This is a genomic window from Blautia sp. HA8986, from assembly GCF_056504635.1.
Genome location: NZ_JBWLUQ010000001.1, coordinates 1035769 through 1060396, shown reverse-complemented (window position 1 = coordinate 1060396; position 24628 = coordinate 1035769). Strand labels below are relative to the sequence as shown.

At 43.8% G+C, this 24628-nt stretch carries 22 protein-coding genes; 18 read left to right on the top strand and 4 right to left on the bottom strand.

All coding sequences use genetic code 11. The features are described 5' to 3' along the window. Positions 1 to 53 precede the first annotated feature (53 nt). From AC04Q4_RS04860 to ybaK, 3 genes are read left to right on the top strand one after another with little or no spacing between them, the layout of a single operon-like run. Positions 54 to 1262 (top strand): transglutaminase domain-containing protein, encoded by a 1209-nt coding sequence (locus AC04Q4_RS04860; RefSeq protein WP_243873781.1) that lies wholly within the window; start codon positions 54 to 56, stop codon positions 1260 to 1262. A 13-nt stretch (positions 1263 to 1275) separates the two neighbouring features. Continuing rightward, positions 1276 to 2574 carry a DUF4203 domain-containing protein gene (locus AC04Q4_RS04855; RefSeq protein ID WP_195456633.1) on the top strand — a complete coding sequence of 433 codons (1299 nt, stop codon included), beginning with the start codon at positions 1276 to 1278 and terminating at the stop codon, positions 2572 to 2574. A 23-nt stretch (positions 2575 to 2597) separates the two neighbouring features. Further along, positions 2598 to 3077 (top strand): Cys-tRNA(Pro) deacylase, encoded by a 480-nt coding sequence (ybaK, locus tag AC04Q4_RS04850; protein WP_173757095.1) that lies wholly within the window; start codon positions 2598 to 2600, stop codon positions 3075 to 3077. A gap of 103 nt (positions 3078 to 3180) precedes the next feature. On the opposite strand, the gene AC04Q4_RS04845 is transcribed toward ybaK, so the two are convergent. Then, the gene (locus AC04Q4_RS04845; protein ID WP_021650411.1) at positions 3181 to 4821 is read right to left on the bottom strand and encodes an ABC-F family ATP-binding cassette domain-containing protein; all 1641 of its coding nucleotides are present in this window, start codon (positions 4819 to 4821) and stop codon (positions 3181 to 3183) included. Between the two features lie 317 nt (positions 4822 to 5138). Between AC04Q4_RS04845 and AC04Q4_RS04840 the strand changes: the two genes are divergently transcribed. From AC04Q4_RS04840 to AC04Q4_RS04775, 14 genes are all read left to right on the top strand, one after another. Beyond that, positions 5139 to 5552, top strand: coding sequence for an RrF2 family transcriptional regulator (locus AC04Q4_RS04840; protein ID WP_173737249.1), 414 nt, complete (start codon positions 5139 to 5141; stop codon positions 5550 to 5552). Between the two features lie 277 nt (positions 5553 to 5829). After that, on the top strand, positions 5830 to 9375 hold the full coding sequence (gene nifJ, locus AC04Q4_RS04835; RefSeq protein WP_173737250.1) for a pyruvate:ferredoxin (flavodoxin) oxidoreductase: 3546 nt from the start codon (positions 5830 to 5832) through the stop codon (positions 9373 to 9375). Between the two features lie 114 nt (positions 9376 to 9489). Next, entirely contained in the window at positions 9490 to 12234 is a 2745-nt protein-coding gene (locus AC04Q4_RS04830) for a YfhO family protein (protein ID WP_476388607.1), read from the top strand. Continuing rightward, a complete protein-coding gene (locus AC04Q4_RS04825) occupies positions 12231 to 13163 on the top strand; it encodes a glycosyltransferase family 2 protein (RefSeq protein ID WP_178773502.1) in 933 nt (310 codons plus the stop codon). Before AC04Q4_RS04830 ends, AC04Q4_RS04825 begins: the two co-directional genes overlap by 4 nt. Next, positions 13160 to 13600: a GtrA family protein gene (locus AC04Q4_RS04820; RefSeq protein WP_173737253.1), complete on the top strand. Its 441-nt coding sequence runs from the start codon at positions 13160 to 13162 to the stop codon at positions 13598 to 13600. Before AC04Q4_RS04825 ends, AC04Q4_RS04820 begins: the two co-directional genes overlap by 4 nt. After that, positions 13587 to 14639 carry a nicotinate-nucleotide--dimethylbenzimidazole phosphoribosyltransferase gene (gene cobT, locus AC04Q4_RS04815; protein ID WP_173737303.1) on the top strand — a complete coding sequence of 351 codons (1053 nt, stop codon included), beginning with the start codon at positions 13587 to 13589 and terminating at the stop codon, positions 14637 to 14639. The genes AC04Q4_RS04820 and cobT overlap by 14 nt, the downstream gene beginning before the upstream one ends. Further along, positions 14640 to 15170 carry a bifunctional adenosylcobinamide kinase/adenosylcobinamide-phosphate guanylyltransferase gene (locus tag AC04Q4_RS04810; RefSeq protein ID WP_476388606.1) on the top strand — a complete coding sequence of 177 codons (531 nt, stop codon included), beginning with the start codon at positions 14640 to 14642 and terminating at the stop codon, positions 15168 to 15170. Beyond that, positions 15167 to 15943 (top strand): adenosylcobinamide-GDP ribazoletransferase, encoded by a 777-nt coding sequence (gene cobS / locus AC04Q4_RS04805; protein WP_476388605.1) that lies wholly within the window; start codon positions 15167 to 15169, stop codon positions 15941 to 15943. Before AC04Q4_RS04810 ends, cobS begins: the two co-directional genes overlap by 4 nt. Before the next feature lie 26 nt (positions 15944 to 15969). Next, a complete protein-coding gene (locus tag AC04Q4_RS04800; RefSeq protein ID WP_173737256.1) occupies positions 15970 to 16350 on the top strand; it encodes a bifunctional adenosylcobinamide kinase/adenosylcobinamide-phosphate guanylyltransferase in 381 nt (126 codons plus the stop codon). Next, a complete protein-coding gene (locus AC04Q4_RS04795; protein ID WP_476388604.1) occupies positions 16343 to 16942 on the top strand; it encodes a histidine phosphatase family protein in 600 nt (199 codons plus the stop codon). Before AC04Q4_RS04800 ends, AC04Q4_RS04795 begins: the two co-directional genes overlap by 8 nt. A 2-nt stretch (positions 16943 to 16944) precedes the next feature. Then, on the top strand, positions 16945 to 17754 hold the full coding sequence (locus tag AC04Q4_RS04790) for a DUF975 family protein (protein ID WP_476388603.1): 810 nt from the start codon (positions 16945 to 16947) through the stop codon (positions 17752 to 17754). Continuing rightward, entirely contained in the window at positions 17741 to 18559 is an 819-nt protein-coding gene (yqeB, locus tag AC04Q4_RS04785; protein ID WP_476388602.1) for a selenium-dependent molybdenum cofactor biosynthesis protein YqeB, read from the top strand. The genes AC04Q4_RS04790 and yqeB overlap by 14 nt, the downstream gene beginning before the upstream one ends. Continuing rightward, complete coding sequence (yqeC, locus tag AC04Q4_RS04780; protein ID WP_173737259.1) at positions 18556 to 19218, top strand: selenium cofactor biosynthesis protein YqeC; 663 nt, start codon at positions 18556 to 18558, stop codon at positions 19216 to 19218. Before yqeB ends, yqeC begins: the two co-directional genes overlap by 4 nt. Before the next feature lie 44 nt (positions 19219 to 19262). Next, complete coding sequence (locus AC04Q4_RS04775; protein WP_173757084.1) at positions 19263 to 19844, top strand: nucleotidyltransferase family protein; 582 nt, start codon at positions 19263 to 19265, stop codon at positions 19842 to 19844. 85 nt (positions 19845 to 19929) lie between these two features. Here AC04Q4_RS04775 and AC04Q4_RS04770 read toward each other — a convergent pair whose 3' ends face one another. From AC04Q4_RS04770 to AC04Q4_RS04760, 3 genes are all read right to left on the bottom strand, one after another. Next, positions 19930 to 20220, bottom strand: a complete 291-nt coding sequence (locus AC04Q4_RS04770; RefSeq protein ID WP_119238897.1) for a BMC domain-containing protein — start codon at positions 20218 to 20220, stop codon at positions 19930 to 19932. Positions 20221 to 20237: 17 nt separating this feature from the next. Further along, positions 20238 to 20537 carry a BMC domain-containing protein gene (locus AC04Q4_RS04765; protein ID WP_119238896.1) on the bottom strand — a complete coding sequence of 100 codons (300 nt, stop codon included), beginning with the start codon at positions 20535 to 20537 and terminating at the stop codon, positions 20238 to 20240. A gap of 146 nt (positions 20538 to 20683) precedes the next feature. Continuing rightward, on the bottom strand, positions 20684 to 22651 hold the full coding sequence (locus AC04Q4_RS04760) for a leucine-rich repeat protein (protein WP_476388601.1): 1968 nt from the start codon (positions 22649 to 22651) through the stop codon (positions 20684 to 20686). Positions 22652 to 22841: 190 nt separating this feature from the next. Between AC04Q4_RS04760 and AC04Q4_RS04755 the strand changes: the two genes are divergently transcribed. Beyond that, positions 22842 to 24575: a helix-turn-helix domain-containing protein gene (locus tag AC04Q4_RS04755; protein WP_476388600.1), complete on the top strand. Its 1734-nt coding sequence runs from the start codon at positions 22842 to 22844 to the stop codon at positions 24573 to 24575. The last annotated feature ends 53 nt before the right edge of the window (positions 24576 to 24628 follow it).

Below are 24628 nucleotides of genomic sequence, written 5' to 3'. Positions count from 1 at the left end.
CAGTCTCCTGCGGGAGGCTGCCCTTTCTTACAACTGAAAGTAAAGGAATGTAGATGAAGAAAAGATTTTTTTGCCAGCTGGCGGCAGTGATAATGATATTGTCCCTGATATGTCAGCCCGTTTATGTTCGGGCTGGGACGCTGGAACAGATTTATTCTGCTGCTGAGAGTATTTTTTCCGGAGAGCCGAAAGAAATTCAGGCACTGCGACAGATGGATGTGGCTCAGACAGATGAAGGACATCAGGAATATTATTTCCGGCAGTTGACAGAGGAAGAGCAGCGCGTATACAGGGAGATTTTAACAGGGCTTCGAAGCAGAGATGAGCAGTTTTATCTGACACTTTCGGATGATGACAGCATTGACAGGACGTATCATGCGGTTCTGAAAGACCATCCGGAGATTTTTTGGGTGCACAATCGGGAAAAAATCTATAAAACCACATATTCCGGAAAAGATTACTGTATGTTTACTCCTGGCTACTCTTATTCTGAAAGTGAGACAGAAGAGATAAAGGCAGCGATGGAAACGAGCTTTCAGGAAGTCAGCAGCCTGATTCCGGATGAAACCAGTGATTATGAGAAAGTACGGATCGTCTATACTTATGTGATCGATAATACGCAGTACAAGACCGGAGCAGATGATCAGAGCATAGCAGGCGTCTTCTGGAAAAAATCAGCAGTCTGTGCAGGATATGCAGGTGCTGTTCAGTATCTTCTGGAACGGCTTGGGATTCCCTGCATTTATGTAGATGGCAGCACAGAGGAAAGTACAGAAGGACATGCCTGGGATATTGTAAAAATTGGCGAGTCGTATTATTATGTAGATGCCACTAATGGGGATCAGCCGGATTTTCTTAATGGCGATGCAGCTCAGCTGGAAGAACATAAAACTACAATCTATGATTATCTTTGTCCGTTTCCGGAAGAATATGAGAAGACATATAAAGCATCGAAAGAACTGACTGTTCCGAAATGTACGGCAAAAGATCTGAATTTTTATGTTCTGAACCAGGGATGTTTTGAAGAATATGACTGGCTGGCTATTTATGATTACTGTAAAATGCGGCTGGATAACGGAGCGGCAGTTGTGAGGTTCAAATTCAGCAATCAGGAGGCTTTTGATGCGGCACGCAAAGACTGGCTGGATGAAGGAGAAGTGCAGAATGTGGCGCAATATTATATGAAACTTAACGGCTACAGCCAGGTAGAATATCATTATGGCGTGCTGGATAATTTTTATACTATATATTTTATTTTCTGAGAGGAGTGAAGTTATGAATATGGATGTGTTATCAAGAGTATTTAACATCCTTCAGCGTGTAGGAGGGATGGAACAGATTGGACAATTTATGACTATTGTTTATGGCATAGTCTGTGTTTTTGGTATCCTGAACTGCCTTCTGGGATACCGTATCCTGCGGTTCTGGATGATGATCTTCGGATTTCTCATCGGCGCGGGAGCCGGTTTTGGAGTAACGTATCTTTCCGGCGTTGAAGATAAAATGGTGATCGCAGGTGCAATGGCGGGGCTTGGAATTGTCCTGGCTATCGTTTCATTTCTTGTATACAGAGCCGGAATTTTTGTACTGGGATTTGGCATCGGAATTTCTTTAAGCATTTATCTGGTGCATCCGACCAGTTCTTTTTCCTTCTTCCTGTGTATCCTTGTGGGAGTGGGACTTGGTATCCTGGCGATGCGCTATGCAAAAGGAGTTATCATTATCGGAACCAGTATCCTTGGCGGAGTGCTGGCAGGGGTTTCTATTGCGAAGATCGGTGGCCTTGAACAGTTTCCGTATGGCGTTGGTATGGCAGTTGGGATTGCCCTTCTTGGTATGCTGATCCAGTTTGCCATCAACAAGGATCACTATGATGATGACGATGAAGAAGATGAAGACGACGATGAACCGGAAGAAGAGATGCGCAGATCCGGAAAAAAGAAAAAATTTGCACAGGATCGAGAAAATGTTTCTGAATATAATGGGGCAAACAGACGCAGAAATTCTTCTGACAGATATTCTGATGCCAGAAATGATACCGGAGAAAGAAAAGGAAGCCGTTCCCGCAGCAGAAATGGCGATTCAGACCGAAGAAATTCTTCCGGTAACCGTTCAGAAAGCCGCCGCAATGGAAGAAATGCCGGAAACTCAGATAGAAACAGCTCGTCAGATAACCGCCGCAGAACATCAGCAGCAGGTTCTTCAGGAAGAAGCAGAAATGGAAGAAACAGTCCTTCTGAAGGCAGCAGAAGAAGTCAGAGCCGCAGCGATTCAGAGAACAGTTACAGTCAGAACAGAAGAAATACAAGATCTGCAGGCAGGTCATATTATGACGATGGGGATGACTATGATGCAAGCAGGGAACGTTTTGATCCTGATTATCGGGAAACACCGGATACATATGAAGATTTTGAAAAAAGCCAGCAGAGGAAACGACAGCTGGATATTGAAAATATGGCTGACTTTGAAGATGATGAGTTTGAACAGCTTCGAAATCACGAAGACTCGAAGAATAACCGGGATCTTCTGAGGAATCTTGAACCTGATGATTATGATGAATGGGAAGATAACTGAAAAAAGCATGAGGAGTGACAGAAATGGGAAAAGAAGCGAAGACGAATGCAATGAGAATGCTTGACAGAAAAAAGGTGAAATATGAGGCAATCGCATATGACTGCGGTGAATTTATTGATGGGATCCACTGCGCAGATATTACAGGTGCACCATATGACCAGTCATTCAAAACTCTGGTTATGGAAGGAAAAAGCGGCGGATATTATGTGTTTGTGGTTCCGATTGAGAAGGAAGTGGACCGTAAGGCAGCAGCGAAATCCGTGGGAGAGAAGACTGTGGATATGATTCATGTAAAAGATCTCACAAGGATTACCGGATATATCCGGGGAGGCTGCAGCCCTCTTGGAATGAAGAAGAACTATCCGGTTGTTTTTGATCAGTCAGCTGGGAATTTTGATGAGATCTATGTGAGCGGAGGAAGAGTAGGCCTGACTCTTAAAGTTCCGCTTAAAGATCTTCTGGATGTAACACAGGGAAAGCTTGCACCGATCACAATGGAATAAAATAAAGGCAGAGAAGCCTGAAAGCAGGAATCTTTCCTGGTAAAAAATCCCCTGCCTGGCTAAAAAAAGCAAGGCAGGGGATGATATCTCGGATAAAGAAATCTTAGTTATCCTGAGCGTCTTCCTCGTTAACCTGGAATACATGACGTTTCTTGGCCATCTCATCGCTGGCAAGATATTCATCATAGGTTGTGATCTTGTCAACAAGCTTACCGTTTGGAAGAATCTCCATAATACGGTTGGCTGTAGTCTGTACAAACTGATGATCGTGGGAAGTGAAGAGGATCACGCCCGGGAATTTGATCAGTCCGTTGTTCAACGCAGTGATAGATTCCATATCCAGATGGTTGGTTGGCTCATCCAGGATCAGGATGTTGGCACCGGAGATCATCATCTTGGAAAGAAGGCAGCGAACCTTCTCACCACCGGAAAGTACGCGGACACGTTTTACACCGTCTTCACCAGGGAAGAGCATACGTCCCAGGAAACCACGCACATAAGTGGCATCCTTGATTTCGGAGTACTGTGTCAGCCAGTCTGTGATTGTAAGATCATTATCGAATTCCTGAGTATTATCTTTCGGGAAATATGCCTGGGAAGTAGTGACACCCCATTTATAATTTCCCTCGTCCGGCTCCATCTCACCTGTAAGGATCTTGAAAAATGTAGTAATAGCCTGCTCATTGGCACCTACGAATGCGACTTTATCTTCCCGGCCAAGTGTAAAGGAGATATTGTCAAGGACTTTCACGCCATCAATAGTCTTGGAAAGGTTTTCAACCATAAGAACTTCGTTTCCAATCTCGCGGTTCGGACGGAAGTCAATGTACGGATATTTACGGCTGGACGGACGCATATCGTCAAGCTGGATCTTTTCCAAGGCACGCTTTCTGGATGTAGCCTGTTTGGATTTGGAAGCGTTGGCACTGAATCTTGAGATAAATTCCTGGAGCTCTTTGATCTTCTCCTCCTTCTTCTTATTGGCTTCTTTCATCTGTTTGATGAGAAGCTGGCTGGACTCGAACCAGAAGTCATAGTTTCCGGCATAGAGCTGGATCTTGCCATAGTCGATATCTGCTGTATGTGTGCAGACCTTATTTAAGAAGTAACGGTCATGGGATACAACGATAACGGTGTTGTCAAAATTGATCAGGAATTCTTCAAGCCACTCGATAGCAGGAAGATCCAGATGGTTGGTCGGCTCGTCGAGAAGCAGGATGTCAGGATTTCCGAAAAGTGCCTGAGCAAGAAGAACCTTGACCTTCATACTTCCTGTGAGGTCAGCCATCTGTGTGTAATGGAACTCCGTGTCAACACCAAGACCATTGAGAAGAGTAGCAGCATCAGACTCTGCTTCCCATCCGTTCATCTCTGCGAACTCACCCTCAAGTTCACTGGCACGGATACCATCTTCGTCAGTGAAATCTTCCTTGGCATAGATGGCTTCTTTTTCTTTCATGATCTGGTAAAGTCTCTCATTACCCATGATAACAGTGTCAAGTACAGGATAAGCATCATACTTGAAGTGATCCTGCTGCAGGAAGGAAAGCCTCTGTCCCGGTGTGATCACGATATCGCCCTTTGTCGGCTCCAGTTGTCCGGAAAGAATCTTAAGAAATGTAGACTTTCCTGCACCGTTGGCACCGATTAATCCATAACAGTTTCCTTCTGTAAACTTGATGTTTACATCTTCAAACAGCGCTTTCTTACCGACACGCAGTGTGATGTTGTTTGCTGAAATCATATCATACCTCTTTTTTCAAAAATAATAAATATCGCTTCAATTACAATCGTCCTTTATTGTACCGTAAACTGGAAAATTTGCAAGGTGTATTTTAGTTTTTTACATTAAATAAAGTAAAAACAGGAAAAATAAAATGAAATACAGGAAAATAATAACCTTTTATTATTGAAAAAAATGCGTTATACTGACCAGTATGATAATAGGAACGCACGGAATGTGTTTACCGGTATATAGCAGAATGGGATGAAGAGATCTGCTGTACTGAGAAAATTATCAAATTCTATTAGCAGCTTAGTTGAACAGAAGAGAGGTCAAAGATGTTTATCACCAGAGAAAGCGATTATGCGATGCGGGTTGTCCGCGCATTAATGGGAGAGACGCGTTTGAGCGTCAGTGATATCTGCGAGAGGGAAGCGATCACAGCACCTTTTGCCTATAAGATACTGAAAAAGCTTCAGAACGCAGGGATCGTTCAGGGATACCGGGGAGTTCACGGCGGATATGCCCTGAAGAAAGATCCGGCGGAGCTGACATTATATGATATATATTCAGCAATCGATTCAGATATGTCTATTATTGAATGCCTGAACGGGCGGTGTGAATGTGCCAGAAACGGACAGAACGGCGTTCCGTGTTACGCCCATGATGAACTGAAAGATATTCAGGATGAACTGTGGACTATGCTCCGCCGTAAATCCATAAAGGAGCTTTTTGAGAAGGACAGTCAGTGATTTCAGTTCACAGGATGAGAGAGTGAAATCAGCTGAAAACCGGGCAGACGTATGAAATATGAGGAGAGAGTATCTGGATGGAGAGATAATTCCGGATGTCTCTCTTTTTTTGAATATTTTGTGGAAAAGATAACAACGTTTGTACCTGATAATATACAAAAATTGCTGAAAGAAAATGGACATAATTGGGAATCTATGATATAATAACCAATGGAATTTTAGGCTTTTCAGAGCCTAAATAATATATTTTTAACAAACCTTTAAGGAGGAATAAACAATGGCAAGAAAGATGAAAACCATGGATGGTAACCATGCAGCCGCTCATGCATCATACGCTTTTTCTGATGTAGCTGCTATTTACCCGATTACCCCTTCATCTGTAATGGCTGAGGCAACAGACGAGTGGGCAACTCAGGGAAGAAAGAACATCTTTGGACAGGAAGTACAGGTTACAGAGATGCAGTCTGAGGCTGGTGCAGCAGGTGCCGTTCACGGTTCTCTGGCAGCAGGTGCCCTGACTACAACCTATACAGCTTCCCAGGGTCTTCTGCTTATGATCCCGAACCTTTACAAGATCGCTGGTGAGCAGCTTCCGGGAGTTATCAACGTATCTGCCCGTGCACTTGCTTCTCACGCACTTTGTATCTTCGGAGATCATTCCGACGTTATGGCCTGTCGTCAGACCGGATGCGCAATGCTTTGCGAATCTTCTGTACAGGAGGTTATGGATCTTACACCGGTTGCTCATCTTGCAGCAATCAAAGGTAAGGTTCCGTTCATCAACTTCTTCGATGGATTCCGTACATCCCACGAGATCCAGAAGATCGAGACATGGGACTATGAAGATCTGAAAGATATGGCAGATATGGACGCTATCGCAGAGTTCCGTAACCGTGCTCTGAACCCGAACCATCCATGTCAGAGAGGTTCCGCTCAGAACCCAGATATCTTCTTCCAGGCAAGAGAGGCATGTAACCCATATTATGACGCTCTTCCGGCAGTTGTTCAGGAATACATGGACAAAGTTAACGAGAAGATCGGAACAGACTATAAACTGTTCAACTACTACGGAGCTGAGGACGCTGAGCACATCATCGTAGCTATGGGTTCCGTAAACGACACAATCGAGGAGACAATCGATTATCTTATGGCAGCCGGCAAGAAGGTTGGTGTTGTTAAAGTTCGTCTTTACAGACCATTCTGCGCTCAGGCTCTTATCGATGCAATCCCGGATACAGTTAAGCAGATTTCTGTTCTTGACAGAACAAAAGAGCCGGGAGCACTTGGCGAGCCTCTGTATCTTGATGTTGTTGCAGCTCTTCGCGACAGCAAGTTCAGTGATGTTAAGATCTTTACAGGACGTTATGGACTTGGTTCCAAAGATACAACACCTGCACAGATCGTAGCAGTATATGAGAACACTGAGAAAGAGAAATTCACCATCGGTATCGTTGATGATGTTACAAACCTTTCTCTTGAGACAGGCGCACCACTTGTTACAACACCAGAGGGAACAACAAACTGCAAGTTCTGGGGACTTGGAGCTGATGGTACTGTAGGTGCTAACAAGAACTCCATCAAGATCATCGGTGATAACACAGACATGTACGCTCAGGCTTACTTCGATTATGACTCCAAGAAGTCCGGCGGTGTTACAATGTCTCACCTTCGTTTCGGTAAGAAACCGATCAAATCCACATACCTGATCCACAAGGCAAACTTCGTTGCATGTCATAATCCGTCCTATGTTAATAAATATAACATGGTACAGGAGCTTGTTGACGGAGGTACATTCCTTCTGAACTGTGCTTGGGATATGGAAGGACTTGAGAAACATCTTCCAGGACAGGTTAAAGCTTTCATCGCTAACCACAATATCAAATTCTACACCATCGATGGTGTTAAGATTGGTATTGAGACTGGCATGGGACCAACACGTATCAACACAATCCTTCAGTCCGCATTCTTCAAACTTACAGGAATCATTCCTGAGGAGCAGGCTATCGAGCTTATGAAAGCTGCTGCTAAAGCTACTTACGGACGTAAAGGTGATGACGTTGTTAAGAAGAACTGGGCAGCTATCGATGCTGGTGCTAAACAGATCGTAGAGGTTCAGGTTCCGGAGAGCTGGAAGAACGCTGAGGACGAGGGACTCTTCATGTCTCACGCATCCCACGGTGCTCAGGAAGCTCAGGACTTCGTAAACAACATCCAGTGCAAGATCAATGCTCAGGAAGGTAACAGCCTCCCAGTATCTGCATTCAAGGATTATGTAGATGGTACAACACCATCCGGAACAGCTGCATATGAGAAACGTGGTATCGCAGTTAACGTTCCAGTATGGGTTCCGGACAACTGTATCCAGTGTAACCGCTGTGCATATGTCTGCCCGCATGCTGCAATCCGTCCGGTTGCCATGACAGCAGATGAGACAGCTAACGCTCCAGAGGGAATCAAGACACTTCCGCTTACAGGAATGAAAGACTATACATTCACAATGACTGTATCAGCTCTTGACTGTACAGGATGCGGTTCCTGTGCTAATGTCTGCCCAGGAAAGAAAGGCAACAAAGCTCTTGAGATGGCTCCGCTTGAAGCTAACACAGAAGAGCAGAAATTCTTTGATTACGGTGTAACACTTCCTCAGAAGGAAGACGTTATCGCTAAATATAAAGAGACAACTGTAAAAGGCAGCCAGTTCAAACAGCCGCTCCTCGAGTTCTCAGGCGCTTGTGCAGGTTGTGGTGAGACACCATACGCTAAGCTGATCACACAGCTCTTTGGTGACAGAATGTACATTGCAAATGCTACAGGATGCTCCTCTATCTGGGGTAACTCTTCACCATCTACACCATACACAACAAACGCTAAGGGACAGGGTCCTGCATGGTCCAACTCTCTGTTCGAGGATAACGCGGAGTTTGGTTATGGTATGCTTCTTGCACAGCGTGCGATCCGTGGCGGTCTGAAAGAGAAGATCGAAGACCTTGTAGCTAACGGAACAAACGAGGATGTTAAGGCAGCCGGTCAGGAATGGCTGGATACTTACGCTGTAGGCGCAACAAACGGTGCAGCTACAGAGAAACTCGTTGCAGCTCTTGAGGCTTGCGGATGTGACAAGGCTAATGAGATCCTTGCACAGAAAGACTTCCTCTCCAAGAAATCCCAGTGGATCTTTGGTGGTGACGGATGGGCTTACGATATCGGATTCGGTGGTGTTGACCATGTTCTCGCAAGCGGACGTGACATCAACGTTATGGTATTCGATACAGAGGTTTACTCCAACACAGGCGGACAGTCTTCCAAGTCTACACCGACAGGTGCGATCGCTCAGTTCGCAGCAGGCGGAAAAGAGACTAAGAAGAAAGATATGGCATCTATCGCAATGAGCTATGGCTATGTATACGTAGCACAGATCTCCATGGGTGCTGACTTCAACCAGACTGTAAAAGCAATTGCAGAGGCAGAGGCATATCCGGGACCATCCCTGATCATCGCTTATGCTCCATGTATCAACCATGGTATCAAGAAAGGTATGAGCAAAGCTCAGACAGAGGAAGAGCTGGCAGTTAAGTGCGGATACTGGCACAACTTCAGATTCAATCCGGCTGCTGACAACAAGTTCAGCCTTGATTCCAAGACACCGGATATGGAGAACTATATGGACTTCCTGAACGGTGAGGTTCGTTACAATTCTCTGCAGCGTCAGAATCCTGAGAAAGCAGCAAGACTGTTCGCTAAGAACGAGTCTGAGGCTCAGGCTAGATATGAGTATCTGCAGAAACTTATCACTCTTTACGGAGCAGATAAGAAAGAAGACTAATTACTGATCAATAGTTACTGTTTACACAGTGTGCTTGCTGATTAAGCATTAGGTGAAAGGCCTGCGGTGTTTAGCGCACCGCGGGTCTTTTTTCATATACGGGAGAAGACATACATGAAAAAAAGAAAAGCAGATTTTTACATTCTGTATACCATTGTCTTTGCAGCGATCTCGCTGTTTATTTACTGCTGTTTTTACTTAAATGGAAAATCACTGATCTGGAGTCACGATGGCGTTCCGCAGCATATCAATGCACTAGCCTACTATGGCAAATATCTGCGAAATGTACTGAAGACCCTGGTGATCGATCATAAATTGTCCTTCCCTATGTGGGATATGCATATCGGATATGGTTCCGATATCCTTACTACACTTCACTATTATGTGATTGGTGATCCTCTGACTTTACTCTCTGTTTTTGTACCGGAAAAAAATACAGAAGTTTTATACGAGTGCCTGATCTTTCTCAGGATTTATCTTGCGGGGATCACGTTCAGTATTTACTGTTTTTATCGCAAAAATCCGAAACAGGCGACTTTTATTGGAAGTCTCGTATACATTTTTGCGGGATGGACTATCTATGCGTCCATGAAACATCCTTATTTTTCCAATCCGATGATCTATCTGCCGCTGGTACTCATGGGCATTGAGAAAGTTTACAAAAAAGAAAAACCGTACCTTTTTATATGGTCTGTGGCAATAGCGGCAATGTCAAATTTTTATTTCTTTTATATGATCAGTGTCTTTATGGTACTGTATGCAGCTTTCCGGTATTTTGGAATAATCCGGAAACGTTCTGTGAAAGATGTATTTCGATGGTTCCTGAAATTTACCGGTTTCTATCTGGTATCCCTGATGATCGCAGCGTTGATTTTTTTACCGGTGGTCATGACTTTGTTTGGAACCGAACGTTTTCAGGCGCAGAACTATGTGCCATTGCTGTATGATCATATTTACTATGAAAAATATCTCGGCTGTCTGATCGGCGAGAATATGATCCAGTGGGGTGTTGCTGGATATTCTGCAGTTGCCATGGCAGGCGTGTTTGTAATATTTTCCAAAAAGAAAAAATATACAGGTCTGAAACTGGGATTCCTGCTTCTGAATCTGTTTCTTCTGATCCCGTTTGCAGGACATGTGCTGAATGGATTTTCCTATGTGTCAAACAGATGGATCTGGGCTTATGGAATGTTGATCGCCTATATCCTGGTGCAGGCATATCCTGAACTTTTTACTTTGCAGATCAGGGAAAAAAGAAAGATCTTTATTATGCTGCTTGTGTACTGTGTGCTCGCATTATTTTCAGATGCTGCCCGGACAGAACGAAATATCATGGCTGTAATGATGCTGGTTCTGGCTGTGTTTACAGTAGTTTCCTATGGAAATATTTTTGTCCAGGGGAAATATCTCTGCGAAATGATCGTTACAGTACTGGTAGTCAGTATCCTTCTCAACGTGTTCTATCAGTATTCATATGAGAAAGATTATCTTTCTGAATTTGAGAACAGGAACCAGGCACTGGAAGCACTGGAATCAGGACCGGATAAAGAAATAAAGGATCTGGAGGATTCTTCCAGCAGCAGATATGATCAGTACAAAACAGGCTCATATGTGAATTCAGCCATGTATATGGGAACCAACAGCACATCCTATTATTTCAGTGTTGCCAATGGGAGCATCAGCCGCTTTTTTGATGAGATGTATCTGAATACTCCATGGGATTACCATTACAGTAGTCTTGATGGAAGGACCATTCTGGACCGTCTTGCATCTGTGAAGTACTTTGCCATCAAGAAAAACGGTTATGGATATATTCCCTATGGTTACGATACTGAAACTGTTTTTTCCGGAAAATACAGGATCTATGAGAATGAGAATGCTCTTCCTCTTGGTTATACTTATAATTCCTGGATCTCCAGGGAAAAATATGAAAAGCTTTCTGTGACACAGAAACAGCAGGCACTTCTGCAGGGGGCAGTCGTGGAAGAAAGCAGTCTCCCGGAAACAGAGCTTTTATTTGATGATAAGAAAGCCGATTTTACACTGGAGGCAGGGAAAGGCTGTAAGATCAAAGATGGAAAAATCATTGTTACAAAGAAAAATGCAACAGTTTCCATCGGATATCAGGGTGAACCTGCATCTGAGGTCTATCTTGTAGCAGAAAATCTGGATTTTGATGCTTATTCTCCAAGGGAGCAGGTTAGTGATAAAAAATGGAATTCCCTCACAGAATATGAAAAGAACACTATTCTCTATGAGGATGACAACTGGCGTTACTGGAAAGAGAGCAAAGAAGCAGCTGTAGAAGTTTCACTGGGTTCTGTTGATAAAACGATTCGGATCTTCACGGATAAATACAATGGCTACAGCGGCCGTCACAATTTCCTTCTTAATATGGGATATAAAAATTACAGTGCAGGAACAATGAAGCTTACTTTTTCCACACCTGGAGAGTATACTTTTGATAATCTGTATCTGGTGTGTCAGCCCATGGATTCTGTGGAACAGGAGACAGAGAAGCTTGGAAATGAAAGCCTTCAGAATGTGAAAGTCGGAACAAACAGGATAACAGGAGAGATAGAAGTATCCTCAGATAAATTTCTGGTATTTTCTATTCCGTACAGTGCCGGTTTTACGGCTTATGTAGATGGTAAGGAAACGAAACTGGTTCAGGCCAACAGCATGTACATGGGAGTTGAGCTGAAAAAAGGAAAACACAGCATCGTACTTACTTACTGCACGCCATATCTTGTTCCAGGAATCATACTGACTGTGGCAGGGCTGGCAGCTTTTCTTCTGATCGTGATATATAACAGATATCCCGGAAAGAAGAAAGAAAGGGGTAAACAGAAGAAATGAGCAGATTATCAGTAGTTCTGCCGGCATATAATGAAGAGTTGATGATTGTAAAAGCCTGCCGGACGCTGAAAAAGTTCCTGGATCAGGAGAGGATTCCGTATGAACTTGTCCTGGTGGATGATGGATCGACAGATGAAACCTGGAATCAGATAGAGGAGATATCCATGCAGGATCCTAATGTGACAGGAGTGCATTTTTCCAGGAATTTCGGAAAAGAAGCTGCAATTGTAGCAGGACTTGCACAGGCAGGTGGTGATGCAGTGGCCGTGATGGACTGCGACCTGCAGCATCCGCCGGAAAAACTGATAGAGATGTTCCGTCTCTGGGAACAGGGATATGAAGTGATCGAAGGTGTGAAGACCAGCAGGGGAAAAGAAAACATGCTTCATAGAAAAAGTGCCGGATTTTTTTACAGGATCATGTCCAGGACAACCGGATTCGATATGCAGAATGCATCGGATTTCAAGCTCCTTGACAGAAAAGCTGTACAGAGTGTTCTTTCTATGCCGGAGAGGAGCATGTTTTTCCGTGCCACTTCATCCTGGGTAGGATATAGAAGTACCTCTGTGTTCTTCGAAGTGAAAGAGAGGGAGGCAGGAGAATCCAAGTGGTCAACAAGAGCACTGATCAGCTATGCATTTCGGAACATTGTAGCATTTACCACACTTCCGCTGCAGTTTGTGACAGCCGGGGCAGTCGGGTGCTTTATCTGTTCGCTGATTCTTCTTGTGTATTCGCTGGTGAGATATTTTACCGGGCATGCAGTGGAAGGATATACCACACTTCTGATCGTTTTGCTGTTTATCGGAAGTGCAGTGATGATGAGCCTGGGTATTATCGGCTATTACATTGCACGGATCTATGAGGAGGTTAAGAGACGTCCGAGATATATTGTGTCAAAGATCATACACGGAGGAGAGAAAGATTGAAAAAACTGATTTTGAAAATTTACGGGAATGATGTGATCCGATATGTTTTCTGGGGTGGTTGTACAACCCTTGTAAATCTCGTAAGCTTTTATATTATGAGACTGGCAAAAATTCCGCTTATGACTGCAAATGTGATTTCCATTATCCTGGCGATTCTGTTTGCATATATTGTGAATTCCAGATTTGTATTTCACGATAACTGTGAAACTCTGAAAGACCATATCCGGCCTTTTGTGAAATTTATAAGTGCCCGCCTTGCAACCATGGTGATCGAGGTTGGTGGTGTGTGGCTTCTGGCTGTTGCCATGGGGCTTAACGACATGATCGCGAAATTCTGTACCCAGTTCATTGTGCTGGTGCTGAATTATATATTTAGTAAATTTTTAATTTTTACTACAGGTAAAAAACGGGAGGTAGCAAATGATGACATTAAATGAGGCAGTGAAGAAGATTCGTCCGCTGGATGAGAAAGCAATCGAAGGAGCTAAAAAGAGATGGGACAGTATTGCGAAGCCGTTACATTCTCTTGGAGAGCTTGAAAATATGCTGATACAGATCGCAGGCATCACAGGAACACCGGATGTCCGTGTAGAAAAAAAAGCAGTTGTTGCCATGTGTGCAGATAATGGTGTTGTGGAAGAGGGTGTAACACAGACAGGGCAGGAGGTAACTGCCATTGTTGCTGAGAATTTTCTGAATGGAGCTACTACATGCTGCGTAATGTGCCGCCAGTGCGGTGCAGAGCTTTTCCCTGTTGATGTGGGAATGGTCGTTGATACAAAAGTCCGCACAGATCTGAAAGTTGCCTATGGAACAAAGAATATGACAAAAGAGCCGGCTATGACAAGAGAGCAGGCGATCAAAGGCATAGAGGCAGGTATTGCCATGGCTCAGGAGCTGAAAGAAAAAGGTTATCAGGTTCTTGCTACCGGTGAGATGGGAATCGGAAACACGACAACCAGCAGTGCAGTGGCCTCTGTACTTCTCGGAAAGCCGGTTGAGGATATGACAGGACGCGGAGCAGGTCTTTCCGGTGAGGGACTTGTGAGAAAGATTAACGCTATCAAAAAAGCCATTGCCCTAAACAATCCGGATCGTTCTGATGCCATTGATGTTCTGGCCAAAGTCGGAGGATATGATATTGCAGGAATGGCTGGTGTATATATCGGTGGCGCTGCTCTTGGAATGCCGGTTGTCATGGATGGCTTTATTTCCTGTGTGGCTGCGCTGGTAGCTGTAAAGATCTGCCCGCAGATCAGCGATTATATCATCGCATCTCACGTGTCCAAAGAGCCGGCTGCACATATGATCCTGAAAGAGCTGGATAAAGAAGCGGTCATTCATGCAGGAATGTGCCTTGGTGAAGGAACCGGAGCAGTAACACTGTTTCCGCTGATCGATCTTTCCTGTGCTGTATATAATTCAATGAGCACTTTTGGGGATATCAATGTAGAACAGTATGAGGAGTTGAAATAAATGCTGGTTGTAGTAACAGGGGGCAGCGGAAGCGGTAAATCAGCTTTTGCTGAAGAAACAGTTTTATCTTTCGGGGAAGCCCGGCGGATTTATATTGCTACCATGCAGGCATTTGACGAAGAGAGCAACAGGCGTATCCGCAGGCACAGGCGGATGCGCGCCGGAAAAGGCTTCGAGACAGTGGAATGTTATACAGCCCTGGATGAGCTGGTTCTTCCCAAAGGCAGCGTGGTTCTTCTGGAATGTATGTCCAATCTGGTAGCAAACGAAATGTTCCGGGAAGACGGTTTCCATCCGGAGGTTTCGGAGAAAATCACAGGTGGTGTGAAACACCTTCTTTCTCAGGCAGAACATGTGGTAATTGTTACCAATGAGATTTTTTCAGATGGTATTCTTTATGAAGGAGAATCAGAAAAATATAAAGAGCAGCTTGGTCAGATCAACTGTAATCTGGCTGAGATGGCAGACGACGTTGTGGAAGTTGTTTATGGAATTCCTGTCTGGCACAAAGGAGGAGGTGTGAAAGCATGAAAAGTGTGTGGAACAGCTGCAAGGCTGCATTTGCCATGTTTTCCAAGATCCCTGCTCCGATGGTAGACTGGAATAAAGAGAACATGAAATATATGATGTGCTTCTTTCCTTTTGTGGGAGCTATGATCGGTGTGCTGACCTGGCTGACTGGCTGTGTACTTGGAAATTATGTAAAGCTGGATCCGTTTTTTCTCACAGTGATCCTTACGGTGATTCCGGTGGTGGTTACAGGTGGAATCCATGTTGACGGTCTTCTGGATACTTCTGACGCCTTAAGTTCCTGGCAGGAGCGTACAAGAAGGCTGGAGATTCTGAAAGATTCCCATGCAGGAGCATTCGCTGTGATCACAGCCTGTGTTTATTTTATCCTGTGGCTTGGGGTCTGGAGCCAGCTTCAGAATAATCCGAAGGGAATCTGCATTATGAGCATGGGATATATGATGTCCAGATGTCTTTCCGGAATCGGTGTGATCACGTTCCCGAAGGCAAAATCAGATGGAACAGTAGCGGAGTTTTCCAGAAATGCATCTGAGATTACAGCCCGCAATATTCTGATGGTAATGTTTGTGATACTGGTGGCACTGATGCTCTGGGTAAGCCCGGTTATGGGAGTACTCGCAGTGTTAAGTGCACTTCTTGTATTCTGGTGGTACCATCACATGGCAATGGAATATTTCGGCGGAACAACAGGGGATCTGTCGGGATTTTTTCTCTGCATCTGTGAGGTTGTAATGGCACTTGTGCTGGCTCTGGCCGGTGCAGTGATCCTGTAGTAAAAGATTCGAATGAGGTAAATAATATGGAAATGATAATCGGTGGTGCATACCAGGGAAAAGAAAACTATGCCAGAAGGAATTTTCCTGATATCACATGGAAAAAAGGTTCAGAGCTTACAGATGAAGAACTTTATCAGGCAGATGGTGTTCTGGGATTTCACGAATACATAAGAAAATCCCTGAAAGAAGGAAGAGATCTCACAGATCTGGCAAGGGAGCTTTTGGAAAAAAATCCAGATGTGATCCTGGTCAGTGAGGAGGTTGGCTACGGAATCGTTCCTGCAGATGCCTTTGAACGGCAGTACAGAGAAGCTGTGGGACGTATTTGCACTGCACTGGCAGCAGGGAGCAGCAAGGTGACAAGAGTTGTATGCGGAATCGGGACGGTGTTAAAAGATGCTTAAAATATATCTGATCCGTCATGGCCAGACTCCCGGAAATAAGCTGCAGCGTTACGTTGGGACAACTGATGAACATTTAACCCAGGAAGGCTGTGAATTTTTAAAGGAGTTAAGTTACCCAATACCGGAAACACTTTATGCAAGCCCGCTTCTCAGATGTGTGGAGACAGCCGGGATCCTTTTTCCGGAAAAAGAACTCCACATTATCGATGAACTTTCAGAATGTGATTTCGGGGAATTTGAGAATAAGAATTACAAGGAGCTTTCCGGAAATGAGAATTATCAGAAGTGGATCGACAGCAACGGAATGCTTCCTTTTCCCGGAGGAGAGAGCAGGGAAGATTTTAAGCACAGAAGCCTGATGGGATTTCAGAAGGCAGTTACAGGGTGTATCCGGGAGAATGTGCACAGAGCGGCACTGGTGATCCATGGCGGAACTATTATGAACATTATGGAAGAGTATGCAGACAGACAGCGGCCATTTTATGAATGGCATGTAAAAAACGGTGGTGGGTATCTGATAGAGCTGGATCCTGTGTCATGGCAAAAGGGTAAATATGAATTCCGGATCTGCGAAGCATATATGGAGGGATGAAAATGAACGGACAAAAAATCAGCTGGACACGTAGTGACCTGAAGTGGCGGGCAAAAGAAGCTTTCCGAAAGAATTACTGGGCAGCAGTTCTGGTAAGCTTTATCCTGGCGATCGTAGTTGCTTCCGGCGGAAAAGGAGCAGCACAGAGCGGTGCTGGAAATGCTGTACATTCTGAGTATAATTATTCTGTCAGTACTTTTGATACAGATGGCGTGAGTTCATATGTGGGACATATGTTCAGCGGAGCACGCTCCCCGTGGATGCTGATCTTTGCCATTGTGGGAGCCGGTGCAGTTGTGACAGTTGCACTGATCGGCATAATTCTGCATTTTCTGGTGGGAAATGTGCTGGAAGTAGGTGCATGCAGCTTTTATATTGATAACTTGTTCTCAGTACCAGGACCCGGAAAGATATTAAGTGCATTCCGTTCCGGAAATTATGGAAATGTGGTGAAAGTTATGTTCTGTCGTGATCTCTTTACGTTTTTATGGTCACTGCTTTTTGTGATTCCGGGAATTGTGAAATCTTATGAATATCAGATGGTTCCGTATCTTCTGGCAGAATATCCGGGAATGGACAGAAATGAAGCTTTTGCCAGAAGCCGTGAGATGATGTACGGACAGAAATGGAATACTTTTGTTCTGGATATTTCTTTTATTCCGTGGAATATTCTTTCTTCCATCACATTCGGACTTGTGGGACTGTTCTATGTATTTCCGTACCAGGATGCAACTTATGCAGAGCTTTATGATACTTTGGCAGCAGGAATGCCAGGAAATGGACAGCAGGTATATGAGAATGGAACTTACTAAGAATAAAATGATTCTGGTGCGGGGCGGCGGTGATCTGGCAACGGGAGTGATTCATAAACTTCATCAATGCGGATACCATGTTTTGATTCTGGAATGCGACCGCCCAAGCGCCATTCGCCGCCACGTGGCTTTCTGCGAGGCTGTATATGATGGAACTTCTGCAGTGGAAGGTGTTGTGTGCAAGCACATTACAGAAAACAATATTCTTGCACAGTGCGAAAGATGCTGGGAAGAGGGAGAAATTCCTCTTCTCACAGATACTGAAGGGAAACATATCCACGAGCTCGCACCGGCGGCAGTTGTGGATGCGATTCTTGCGAAAAAAAATCTGGGAACGGATCGCACGGTGGCTCCTCTTACAGTAGGACTAGGACCTGGATTTACTGCAGGGGAAGATGTGGATTATGTGATCGAGACCATGCGTGGACACAATCTGGGACGTATTATCCGGGAGGGCAGTGCACTTCCCAATACGGGAGTACCAGGCGTGATCGCAGGAATTGGAAAAGAACGGGTGATCCATTCTCCTGCAGCTGGTGTTATGAAAAATATCAGCCACATTGCAGATATTGTGAAGAAAGATCAGGTGATTGCCATGATTGGGGAAACTCCTGTGAAGGCAGCGATTTCCGGTGTGATCCGCGGACTGATCCGGGATGGATATCCTGTTTTTCAGGGAATGAAGATTGCAGATATTGACCCAAGGGCAGAGCAGAAAAAGAACTGTTTTACTATTTCTGATAAGGCAAGATGTATTGCCGGTGGTGTTCTGGAAGTGCTTCTTTCACAGGGAATCAGACCATGATCGCGGCATTTACAGGTGGTGGCGGAAAGACCACCCTGATCTATTATCTGGCAGAGAAATTCGCCGGAGAAGGAAAAAAGGTAATCGTCACTACTACAACACATATGGCCTGGGAACCGGGGCGTCCTTTTGCTGATGCAGGGGATGCTGCCGGAGTCAGGCAGCTTCTTGCTCAATATGGTTATGTAACAGCGGCTTATCATAAGGCCGGACAGCCGAAGATTTCCGGTCCTGACAGGGAAATCCTTGAAAAGCTGTCCGGCCTTTGTGATGCTCTTCTTGTGGAAGCTGACGGCTCGAAGCGGCTTCCCCTGAAAGTTCCTGCACAGTGGGAGCCAGTGATACCGGAAATCGCAGATATTGTAGTTGGTGTGATCGGCCTGGACTGTCTTGGAAAAAAAATCGCAGACACTGCCCACAGACCGGAAGATGTGGCCGGATTCCTCGGGGAAAATGTGGAGGATATTGTGACCTGGGAAAATGTGGCTAAGATCGCTGTAGCAAAGACAGGATTGCAAAAAGGTGTCGGTAAGAGGAGATTTCTGGTTTATCTGAATAAGGCAGATGTTCTGGAATCGCTGGATCCTGCGGAGAAGATTGTGGAAAGATGCAGGATAAAAGGAGTTGAAGCTGTTTGCGGGAGCCTGCGTAAGGATTGATCACTTTGTAAAGTAGTGGAAAAGATATGGTGAGGTGAAAGAAAATGAAACTGGGGCTGGTTATGCTTGCTGCCGGAAACAGCCGAAGATTTGGAAGTAATAAATTGTTGTATACAGTGGATGGAGTACCGATGTACAGGCATATTCTTTCAGAACTTGAGAAAGTACGAAAAGAACTGGAATTACAAGGTACACAGTGTTCTATCACTGTTGTCACCCAGTATGATGAGATTGCAGAAGATGTCAGAAAAAGAGGAATCTCCGTGTTCTATAATTTACATCCTGATGAAGGAATTTCTTCTTCGTTGAGAATTGGTCTGAGAGGCAGCTGGGATACAGATGCCTGTTTATTCACCGTATCAGATCAGCCCTGGCTTCGATGTGAGACGATTCTGGAATTGATAGAAAAATTCCGGAAAGAAAAAAAAGGAATTGCCTGCGTGCAGCACAATGGAAAAACAGGAAATCCCTGTATTTTTTCCGGAAAGTATTTTGATGAACTGATGGAGCTTGAAGGAGATGTCGGGGGAAAAAGAGTGATCAGGAAACACCGGGAGGATACAGCGGTGTTGGATGTGCCGGATGAAAGAGAGTTGCTGGATGTGGATAGTAGAGAGGTGCTCTGACTAACAACAGGGAATCTTCCCGGGTTTCAGGATGACGAAGCCCGGGAAGATTCCCTGTTTACGTTGGTTACAATTATCAAATATTCTACATAAAATGATTCCTGGCAGCCTCTTCCTCCGCCAGGCGAACAGTCTCCTCGGAAGGATTAGAAATTACTGCAGAAGCTACGATCTCACAAGGAGGATTTCCCTTGACACTCTCAACAGCAGCAGTTACGGCAGACACATCACCAGTCAGGAAAACAGTAGCATGGCCACCACATTTTGTCTGCCATGTAAGAAAAGAAACATCAGAGGTCTTCAGCATCTGATCGATCACAAGGATCGCATTGCTGCTTCCAACAACCTCAACTAAACCAAAAGCACCATAATTCATAATCAAACCCTCGCTTCCTACTTGTTGATCGTCATCTTCAGTGCGATCTCTGTATCCTCAGAAGGAGAAGCGATCACAGTATGAGAAACGACTTTGCCAAGAGGTTTAGCTGCTTCAAGCGCAACCTCCATTGCTGCATTGACATCAGAAACAGAACCGCGCATCTTCACACAGGCACCGCTCTTAAGACGGTTACGCTCAACGCTTTGAATCTTCACATTTGCTGCCTTGGAAGCAGCATCAAGAGCAACAAAACAGGCTACCAGGTTGTCCAGCTCAAAGACACCTACAGCCATGCCGCTGTAATTGTTATCCATAAACTATACCTCCATCCGGGGCTGATTCCCTGCGATGTGGTTTTTTGACCGGTTGCACGTGGAATCATTACCGTTCTTATGGGTTTATTATAAACGATTACAGCGAAAAACACAAGAAATAAATAAAAAGTAACATATCCTTTTTCTTATCTGGATATGATCTTTGCTGCAGAGGAAATCCCTGATTTTCTTAACATTTTTTTACAGGAGGCATATCTGGTTTTGGGTACATAGATTTTTGCATTCTTTTTTATTCCGGAAAATGCATTTTTTTCAATCTTTGTAAGAAGACTGGTCTGAATCGTTATTTTACCGAGATTTTTACATCTGCTGAAAGCCTGACTGCCGACAGTTTTGATATTTTTGCTGATAACAGCTTCTTTCAGGCGAGTATTTCCGCAGAAAGCCTTCGCGCTGATTGCGGTTACTTTGTAAGTATAACCGCTGATGGTGACACTAGATGGAATATTTGCCTTCTGTAAAGTTTTTGATGTGGATTTCAGGAGTGTAACTGTTCTGGTAGTCTTACTGGAGGCTGTAATTTTGTACTGATACTGTCCTGAAGTGCAGATTTTTCCTTTTTTCGGAAGTGCAGGTTTTATTTTTGGAACAGTTTTTCCCTGTTCTGCCATGTAGCCACAGGTGCTGCATATTTTGTCACCGGTGTAGCCTGTCTGCTTTACTGTAGCTTTTCTGGTATTCTTTGTGACAAGCTGGTGATTTTTTTTACTGATCACGGAACCACAGGCACATTTTTTCCAATGCTGTTTTTTGTCGTATTTCCAGCTGCTGTATTTATGTGGGGAACTGATACCGGCAGCACTGCATTCACAGGTTTTCCAGTGATTTTTTTTATCCCACTTCCAGTTTACATAACTGTGACTGTGAACAGGTTCCCATTTTGCATACAGGTGCATATCATAGCTGTAATAACTGAACGGAGCTCCCAGTGCTTTGTCACTGCTGTCAAATACACCATCGCCGTTCATATCATATGTCCTGTCTTCATTTATTCCATAATATGGACGTGTGTATTTATCATCCATATACCAGCCGTTAAAAACATATCCATTCTTTGTGATACGTAGACCGGATAAATCCGGTTCTATATACCTGCCGTCTTTATAGTCAACTTCATAGATCCAGGAATCCAGACCATTGATCATTCCGCCTGCGCCATGAAATGTAACAGTTTCTCCGGAAGTGTAAGTTGCTTTAAGAGAAGTATCACGATATGCACAGGTAGACGCATCCCATTCCATTGCCAGATGATCCTGTCCGCTTTTTTTCAGGTTTTCATCAGGATATAGACAGGAACCGTTTCCCCACAAAGTATTGCCTTCCCATCTGTAGAAATGCTGTCCTTCTTTTACGGGACATGCAATATGCAGTGTAAATGGTTCATTGGACAGCTGATATCTGTCAGGCAGTTGTTCGTTCTGCAGGTTTCCACCCTGAAGATCATAGTTTATAAGATATTCCGGTTCATAGGCATAAACAGTAATTCCTCTCTGACGGTATGTATGGCCACGGCTTGGAATAGAAGCTCCGGGGCTGGAGTAAACATTATAAGCTGCCAGAGGTCCTTCACTCCAAGAAATGATCTTCAGTGCCTTGCCTGTATTGTTGTTAAAAGCAACTGCACCGTTGACTGCTTTTACATCTGTCAGATCTGTTTCTTCTTTTTCGGAGTCCATAAAATATGCATCATTTCGAAAAGCCTTCATTTCCAGATTGTCGATGCTGATATCGCCACTTTTCAGTTTATCTGTATTATATGCGTCAATACTGAAGGCAGACTTGGATAAGATATAATTCACCCATGTACCATATAATAACTCAGAATAGCTGGAGCTTTCGCCTTTAAATTCCACACGGTCACCTGGCATCACATAACGGTCAGTGATTGAATAGCCATGTTCGGAATATTCGGAATCTTTCTGCAATAGCCATGTTTTCTGTTCACCGGTTCTGGTATTTTCATTTTTTTCTGCAGCAAATACAGATTTTAATCCTGCACAGCCAGCTGCTGTTTCACCTGCAGGCATTGCCGTTACACTTGTTGATGCTGCCAGAAAAACAGCCAGCAATTTCTGGATCTTTCTTTTTTTCATAGTCTCACTCCTTCTTTTTTTATTTTATTATACAGGATAAAAGTAACAGAAAGTCGTAATTTCCGAACTGTCAATGACAATTCGGAAATTATCTCCCTTTATCAGCTGGGTACTGTATGTTAAAATAAACCAGTATACATCTGGTAAAAATCAGCAGAGACTTATGACATTGGTTACAGGGGGGATTAGTGTGGATTTTAAAGATATATTGAATAGTTATATTGATCTGATCGGCTGCACAGCCAGAGAACTCAGTGAAGCATCAGGTGTTTCTACGGCTACGATCAGCCGATATCGGTCCGGGGAACGAATTCCTGCTCCTGACTCCGGCCATTTTGACAAACTGGTTTCAGGAATTATCCAGCTGGCTGCGTCACAGCCGGAACTTACTTTTACGGAAGAAACTGTCCGGGAGCTCTTTAGGGAATCTGTTTCTGATGTTTTTACTGATATGGATAAACTATGTCATAATTTCAACACTTTGCTTATGATATTTTCCGTTAGTATCTCTGAGCTATCCAGAACTTTGAATTATGATCCTTCTTATCTTTCCAGGATACGTTCCGGAAAACGTCAGCCTGCAGATCCAGGAGATTTCAGCAGAAAAATTTCAGGTTATTTTGTGCACCGGTTTTCAACAGATAATGATATACATCTTATTTCTGAACTTACCGGCGTAAATATATCTGCCCTTTCAACAGAAGCAGATAGAAATGCAATATTGATCCGCTGGCTTCTGAACGGAAATTCACAGATAACTGATCCGCTTACGGATTTTCTGAAAAGACTGAATGAATTTAATCTGAATGAATATATAAAAACAATCCGTTTTGATGAACTGAAAGTACCTTCCATACCGTTTCAGTTACCTGGTTCCAGAACTTATCATGGCCTTCAGGAGATAATGGACAGCGAACTGGATTTTCTGAAAGCTACAGTCCTTTCTAAATCTGAGGAATCTGTTATCATGTACAGTGACATGCCTATGGAAGAAATGGCGAAAGATCCGGAATTTCCCAGAAAATGGATGTTTGGAATGGCACTGATGCTGAAGAAAGGGCTGCATCTATATCAGATACATAATCTGAACAGAACTTTTCCGGAAATGATGCTCGGGCTGGAAGGCTGGATTCCGATGTATATGACAGGACAGATTTCTCCGTATTATTTAAAAGATAATCAGAACCGTTTTTTTTCCCATCTTCTGAAAGTGTCCGGTGCTGCTGCTCTTTCCGGTGAAGCAATCGTGGGGCATCACGAAAACGGAATATATTATCTTACCAAAAATAAAAAGGAACTGGCTATCTACCGAAAACAGGCAGAGGATCTTCTTTCAAGGGCAACTCCGCTTATGGAGATTTTTCTCAAGGATTCCAAACAGGCGTATGAGGCTTTCCTTCTTTCCGATTCAAAAACATCAGGAAAACGCCGTGCAATTCTTTCAGTCCTGCCATTATATACGATTTCCGATGAACTGCTTGAAAATATTCTTGAATATAATAATATTCCTGAGAATGAGCAGAATACCATCATCGACTATGTACGTAAACAGAAAAAAAGAATTTCTGATATTTTGTCCCATGATGAAATATCTGATGAAATATCCGCTTTTTCTGAAAGAGAATTTCGGAAATTTACACCGGCACTGTCATTATCCGGCCTGTTTTTCGAGAAGGATATATTTTATTCGTGGGATACTTATCAGGAGCATCTGATCCTGACAAAACAATTTGCAGAAAAAAACAGTAATTATAATGCCTCAATCCTCCAGATATCTGCTTACCGTAATATTCAGATTCTGCTCCACGAGGGCAAATGGGTTATTGTTTCAAAAAACAGGACACCGGTAATCCATTTTCTTATACGTCATCCTCAGATGCAGAGAGCCTTCGAAAATATGACTATTCCGATCATTGAGGAATAAACAGATTTACATTGATTTTCATCTATAGTATTATTTAATACAAAGAAAACTTT